This window comes from Planctomycetota bacterium (genome assembly GCA_038746835.1).
Classification (GTDB): Bacteria; Planctomycetota; Phycisphaerae; order Tepidisphaerales; family Tepidisphaeraceae; genus JBCDKH01.
On sequence record JBCDKH010000236.1, the window covers coordinates 1 to 5041 of the forward strand.

General features: G+C 65.2%; 5 protein-coding genes and 1 pseudogene. 1 reads left to right on the top strand and 5 read right to left on the bottom strand.

The features are described 5' to 3' along the window. The 4 genes from AAGI46_15740 to AAGI46_15755 form a co-directional block, all read right to left on the bottom strand. Window positions 1-850: ABC transporter transmembrane domain-containing protein (locus AAGI46_15740; protein MEM1013660.1), on the bottom strand; the 850-nt coding region annotated here is incomplete at its 3' end. A 183-nt stretch (window positions 851-1033) separates the two neighbouring features. Continuing rightward, window positions 1034-2086, bottom strand: coding sequence for a hypothetical protein (locus AAGI46_15745; protein MEM1013661.1), 1053 nt, complete (start codon window positions 2084-2086; stop codon window positions 1034-1036). Window positions 2087-2102: 16 nt separating this feature from the next. After that, window positions 2103-2798 (bottom strand): tRNA (adenosine(37)-N6)-threonylcarbamoyltransferase complex dimerization subunit type 1 TsaB, encoded by a 696-nt coding sequence (tsaB, locus tag AAGI46_15750; protein MEM1013662.1) that lies wholly within the window; start codon window positions 2796-2798, stop codon window positions 2103-2105. A 14-nt stretch (window positions 2799-2812) separates the two neighbouring features. Continuing rightward, the gene (locus AAGI46_15755) at window positions 2813-3433 is read right to left on the bottom strand and encodes a hypothetical protein (protein ID MEM1013663.1); all 621 of its coding nucleotides are present in this window, start codon (window positions 3431-3433) and stop codon (window positions 2813-2815) included. A 238-nt stretch (window positions 3434-3671) separates the two neighbouring features. On the opposite strand from AAGI46_15755, the gene AAGI46_15760 reads away from it, so the two are divergent. Continuing rightward, window positions 3672-4460, top strand: coding sequence for a hypothetical protein (locus tag AAGI46_15760; GenBank protein ID MEM1013664.1), 789 nt, complete (start codon window positions 3672-3674; stop codon window positions 4458-4460). Window positions 4461-4536: 76 nt separating this feature from the next. Here AAGI46_15760 and eno read toward each other — a convergent pair. Then, window positions 4537-5016, bottom strand: a pseudogene (eno, locus tag AAGI46_15765) (phosphopyruvate hydratase). Window positions 5017-5041 lie beyond the last annotated feature (25 nt).

Sequence of the window (5041 nt, forward strand, 5' to 3'; positions counted from 1 at the left end):
CGGCGACGAACCACCCGCCGAACCCGAACAGCGCCGCCGCGCCTGTGCCGAGGATGACGCCCAGCACCAGCCAGTAGAGCACCTCCTGCCGGTGCAGCGAGAGCGACGCGTCGACGTAGCTGCGGACGCTGGTGCCGAAGCGTTTGGACTCGTCCTCTTCGCGACGGAACGCCTGCACGAGTCCGACGGCCTGGAGCGAGCGCTGGATTTGCGTCGTCACGCTCGCGTCGGCTTCACGCTGGGCGACGTTGTACCGCTCGAGGCGTCGGCCGAAGTACTTGATCGTCAGGAACAGTGCCGGCACGACGCCGAAGGCGACGAGCGTGAGCCACGCGTTCATGTCGAGCATGACGACCAGCGTCATGCCGAGCGCGACGACGTTGGTGAACCAGCCGGTGATGGTCTTGAGAATGCCCTGGACGCCGTGCGTGTCGTAGCTGAGGCGATAGATCGCGTCGCCCTGCGGGACACTGCGGTGGTACTGCAGGCCCAGCGCCTGGAGCTTCTGGAACAGCTCCGCCTGGACACGCGTCCGGCCGGTGTAGCCGAGGACGATGTTGAGCATCGCCTGCCACGCCTGGAGCAGCTCTTTGAGCAGCCGAAGCCCGAGCATGAGGCCAGCCAGGATCAGGACCGTCCGCAGCGTCTGGTCGCGGGGCACCCAGTCGAAGAACCGGTAGACGAACCCGTCCGCGTCGCCGGCCTGGTCGGTGAAGGCGTTGATGAAGATCGCCAGCGGCACCGGGGCCAGCAGCCCGAGCGCCGTCATCGCGATGATCAGCGCGAGCGACAACGCAATCCGCCCGGCGTCCTCGCGGTAGTACGACAGCGACCGGCGCAAGAGCGGCATCGGTTGGTACTAGACACGCTCGAACGGACCCGTGCAAAGTCGCGTTGTCCACAACGCTCACGGCGTGGTGTAAAGGTCGGCTCGGTCATCCTGAGTGAGCTCAGCGAGTCGAAGGACCTCGTTCGAGCGAACGTGCGGAAGCAAACGAGGTCCCTCGGCTGCGCTCGGGATGACGGAGGATCCTCAGATCGGCGCTGGTTCGTCCTCCGGCGCCATGCCGGCGCGTTCGCGGATTCGGGGCTCGTGCTCGGCGACCTCTCGGGCGAGCTTCGAGTTCGGGTAGTCGCGGCGGATGATCGTGCCGAGCCGCAACGCCTCGCTGAAGTCCTTCTCGTGCAACGCAGCCGAGAAGCGGTCCTTGAGCTGCATGAGCTTTTCCTTGAAGACCTCGCGGGCCTGCGCTTCGAGCTGTCGGCCTTCGTCGGGCGTGAGGTAGGCGTCGAGCTGCTTGAGCAAATCGCTGCCGGCGTCGGCGTCGCCGCGTTCGCGGGCTGCGTGGAATTGCTTCACCAGCTCCACCTTTCGGCCTTGGCGACGCTCTTCGATGCGCGTACGGATCAGGCGCACACGCATGTCGTTGTCGTACTTCGAAATCAGCCGGTCCGACTCGGCGAACGCGTCGGCCCAGCGTTCCTGGTCGCAGAGCTCGTCGACGCGACCCGTCGCCTCGCCGATCTCGTGGCCGCGGGCGTCTTCGATGCGACGGCGGATCTCTTCGCGGAAGCGGTCGGCCTCGTGCTTGTAGCCGAAAGCGTTCTCGAACTCGTCGGCCAGTTGTCTGGCGCTCGCGTAATCGCCGGCAAGCAGGTCTTCCTCGATCGCCCGGCGGACGGCCTCGCGGTCCTGCTTGCGGTAAGCGACCAGCTTCGCCCGCTCGCTGACGAGGCTGTGGTCGTCGAGCTTGACCAGGCTCGACGCAGCCGAGGCGAGGTTGTCGTTTTGCGAAGCGACGTGATCGCCCAGGCGTGCGGCGGCGTTGTCGATCGTGCGACGCAGCGTCCGAAGCCACACGCCGATGCCCGCGGCCGAAAGGCTGACGGCGACGGCCAGCATGCCGGTCAGGAGGAAGTCGTAGACCTGGAACTCCTGCGCCCGCTTCACGCCGAAGAGCAGCAGCAGGATCGAGCCCGCAACCGCCAGGCCCAGCAGCAGGCTGCCGATCGTCCCGGACACGCCCGATCGCCCCGGTTTGGGCGGGGCGGTGTCGGCTGGTTCGGGCTGGGGTTGCTGGGTCATAAGCGGCTCCGCACGTTCACGATACACCCTGGACCGCGTCTCTGGCAGGGGAAGACTGCAGGTTCTCGACCGCTTGAGGCGGGCGGACGTACGTCGGCACGAAGCCGGCCGGGTCATCCTGCTCGCCGCGTTGCAGCCGGGCCGACGCCAGCATCACCACGTCGGCGATGTCGGGCCAGAAGTCAGCGTGGACGCGATAGTCCGATAATGCGTCGGAGTAGTAGCTGACGCCCTCGCCGATGAGCACGACGTCCGTCGGAACGTGGTCGACGAGGCGTTTGGGATCGATAAGCAGCGGTTCGCCGACGCGGTGCCAGTCGTCATTGCGGCATTCGTACGGCTGGGCCCAGATCGACTTGCGGCGGGCGTCGAAGACGACGCACGCCTTGTTTTCCGTCGGGTCGACGCGGCGCACGACGACGTCGGCGGTCGAGACGCCGACGAGCTTGGCTTTGGTGAAGGCGGTCAGCATCTTGGCGAACGTCACGCTGACGCGTGTGCCGGTGAAGCTGCCGGGTCCGCACGAGACGGCGACGGCATCGAGGTCGTGCGGTGTGGTCGTGTTGCGATCGAGCAGGTCCTTCACGACCGACGCGAGCATCTCGGACGCCTGCCTCGACTCGGGCAGGGCGTCACGGTCGAAGATCGTCCCGTCGCGACTCAACGCGATTTGTCCACGCCGACTGGTGGTTTCGAGCGCGAGGAGGAGCACCGTGCGACGCTACGTCATGCGTCTGACGCACCGGATTCGCGGGGCCGTCGCACGCTGCCAGCGAGCAGTGCGAGCAGGCACGCGAACAGGCCCGTTCCTGCAACCGCAAGACGATGCCGACCGTCGCGACACCAGTCGGCCAGCTTGCCAGTCATCGCAGGCGGGGCGGCGATCGGCTCGACGGCCTCGGTCTCGAGCATCGCCAGCGGGCTCATCTGCCAGACGCTGCCCGTGCGATGCGACGCCAGCACCGCCACCTCGCCGTCGGGCTCGGGCGGCTGCATGCGGTTCGACAAGCGTCTGGCCACCTCGGCCTCGCGTTCGAGACGACGCAGGAACTCGTCGTTCGTCTCGACCTGGTTCTGCAGCGTCTCGACCTGCGCCACCAGCCGCCGCCGCTCCGCTTCGACGAGGCGGTTCTCCTCGGACGCCGGAATCAACACCGCACACGCCACCAACGACAACCCGACGGCCATCAGCGGCAGTGCCCACAGCGACGCCCGCCGGCCAGCATCGGCGCATGCGTCCGTCGTCGAGTCTGGAACGTCGTCCGACACATCGCTTGCATCGGTCGTTTCGAGCAACGACCGATAACTGGCAGCCTTCACAAGCCACTTGGGGCGACCGGGGCCCACGGGCAAACCCGACCGCACATCGCCGGCCCATCACCGCATTGCTGAGCCGAGGCGGGACGACGAGTCTGAGGCGGCCTCCGGCCTAGACCTACCGCCTGTGCTTGGGGTTTACTCGTAAAGACTTGTAATTATTGGCGATTGTGTTATGGTTTCGCGATCCGAGGGGTGCTGTTTCCACGCGAGCCTGTGTGGGCACCGCTCGAACGATGACTGCTGAAGGAGCTGGAGGAGGAGTCAAATGAATATGAAAGCGACGATGGCTGCGGGCGTGTTTGCGCTCTGCTCAGCAGGAGCTGCACCTGCGGCGTTACTCGATTACTCGACGGACTTCACGTCGTCAGACGGCTTCAGCGATGGCACCTCGATCGATGAGATCGATGGCTGGCTCGCTCAAGGGACCAATGGACCTGCTGCCAACACAGGCAGCTTCGGCTCATTCTCGATCAGCGGTAACGGACCGGCATACGTGCATGCCGGGTCGGGCGGTTCGTTCGGCGTGGGAGATTCGATCGAGCTGATGATCGACGTCTTCTACACGAACAGCACGCAGAATCAGAATCTTCGGATCGGTATCAAAGAGGGTCTGTCGGTCAACGGCCCCGGGAGTCGAGCCCAGGCAGGCATCGTCTTCCGCAACGACTTTCAGGGCGATCTGGAAGTCGATGGCACAGCACAAGACGGGAGCGAAGACCAGCCCATTGTCGACAGCGGATTCGACGCTGCCGCGGGCCAAGCTTCGGGCGAGACCGTCGTCGTCACCATCACCAAGTCAGCAACCGAAGACCTCTTCGACGTCAGCTGGAGCTACCGAAGCGGGGCTGCAACCGGCGCATTCACCGTCACGAACGAGTCGCTGTACGATGCAACAGATGTTTACGGCGTCATCCAATACAACGGCCCGACGAACTCGGTGAACATCGATAGTTTCGCCCTCGATTACACGGCCGTAACAGAGCCGGCGACCGTCTTCACGGCTGGCCTTGGAAGCTTGATGGCCCTCCTGCGACGCAGGCGTAGCCTGGCGTAGACCACCCGTCGCGCGGGCTTGGCAGCCAGGCAAAGGGACCCGTGAGGCTGCTTGCACTCGCCGCGTCCCGGTTGTCCTACAGAACGCCGCCGTAGACCGCGGCGTCGCCGAGTTGTTCGCTGATGCGGAGGAGCTGGTTGTACTTGGCCACGCGATCGCTGCGGGCCGGGGCACCGGTTTTGATCTGGCCGCAGTTGGTGGCGACGGCGATGTCGGCGATCGTGGCGTCTTCGGTCTCGCCGCTGCGGTGGCTCAGGACGGCCGCGTACTTGTTGCGGATGGCCATGTTAACCGCGTCGAAGGTCTCGCTGAGCGTGCCGATCTGGTTGACCTTCACGAGGATCGCGTTCGCGCAGCCTTCGTCGATGCCGCGCTTGAGGAACTTGGAGTTGGTGACAAACAGGTCATCGCCGACGAGCTGGACGGTGTCGCCGATCTTGTCGGTGAGTGTCTTCCAGCCGGCCCAGTCGTTTTCGGCAAGGCCGTCTTCGATGCTCTTGTTCGGGTACTTCTTACTCCCCACGGCCCAGAGGTTGGCCATGTCGTGGGAGCTGATGATCTATTGCGTGCTGCTGAAGAAC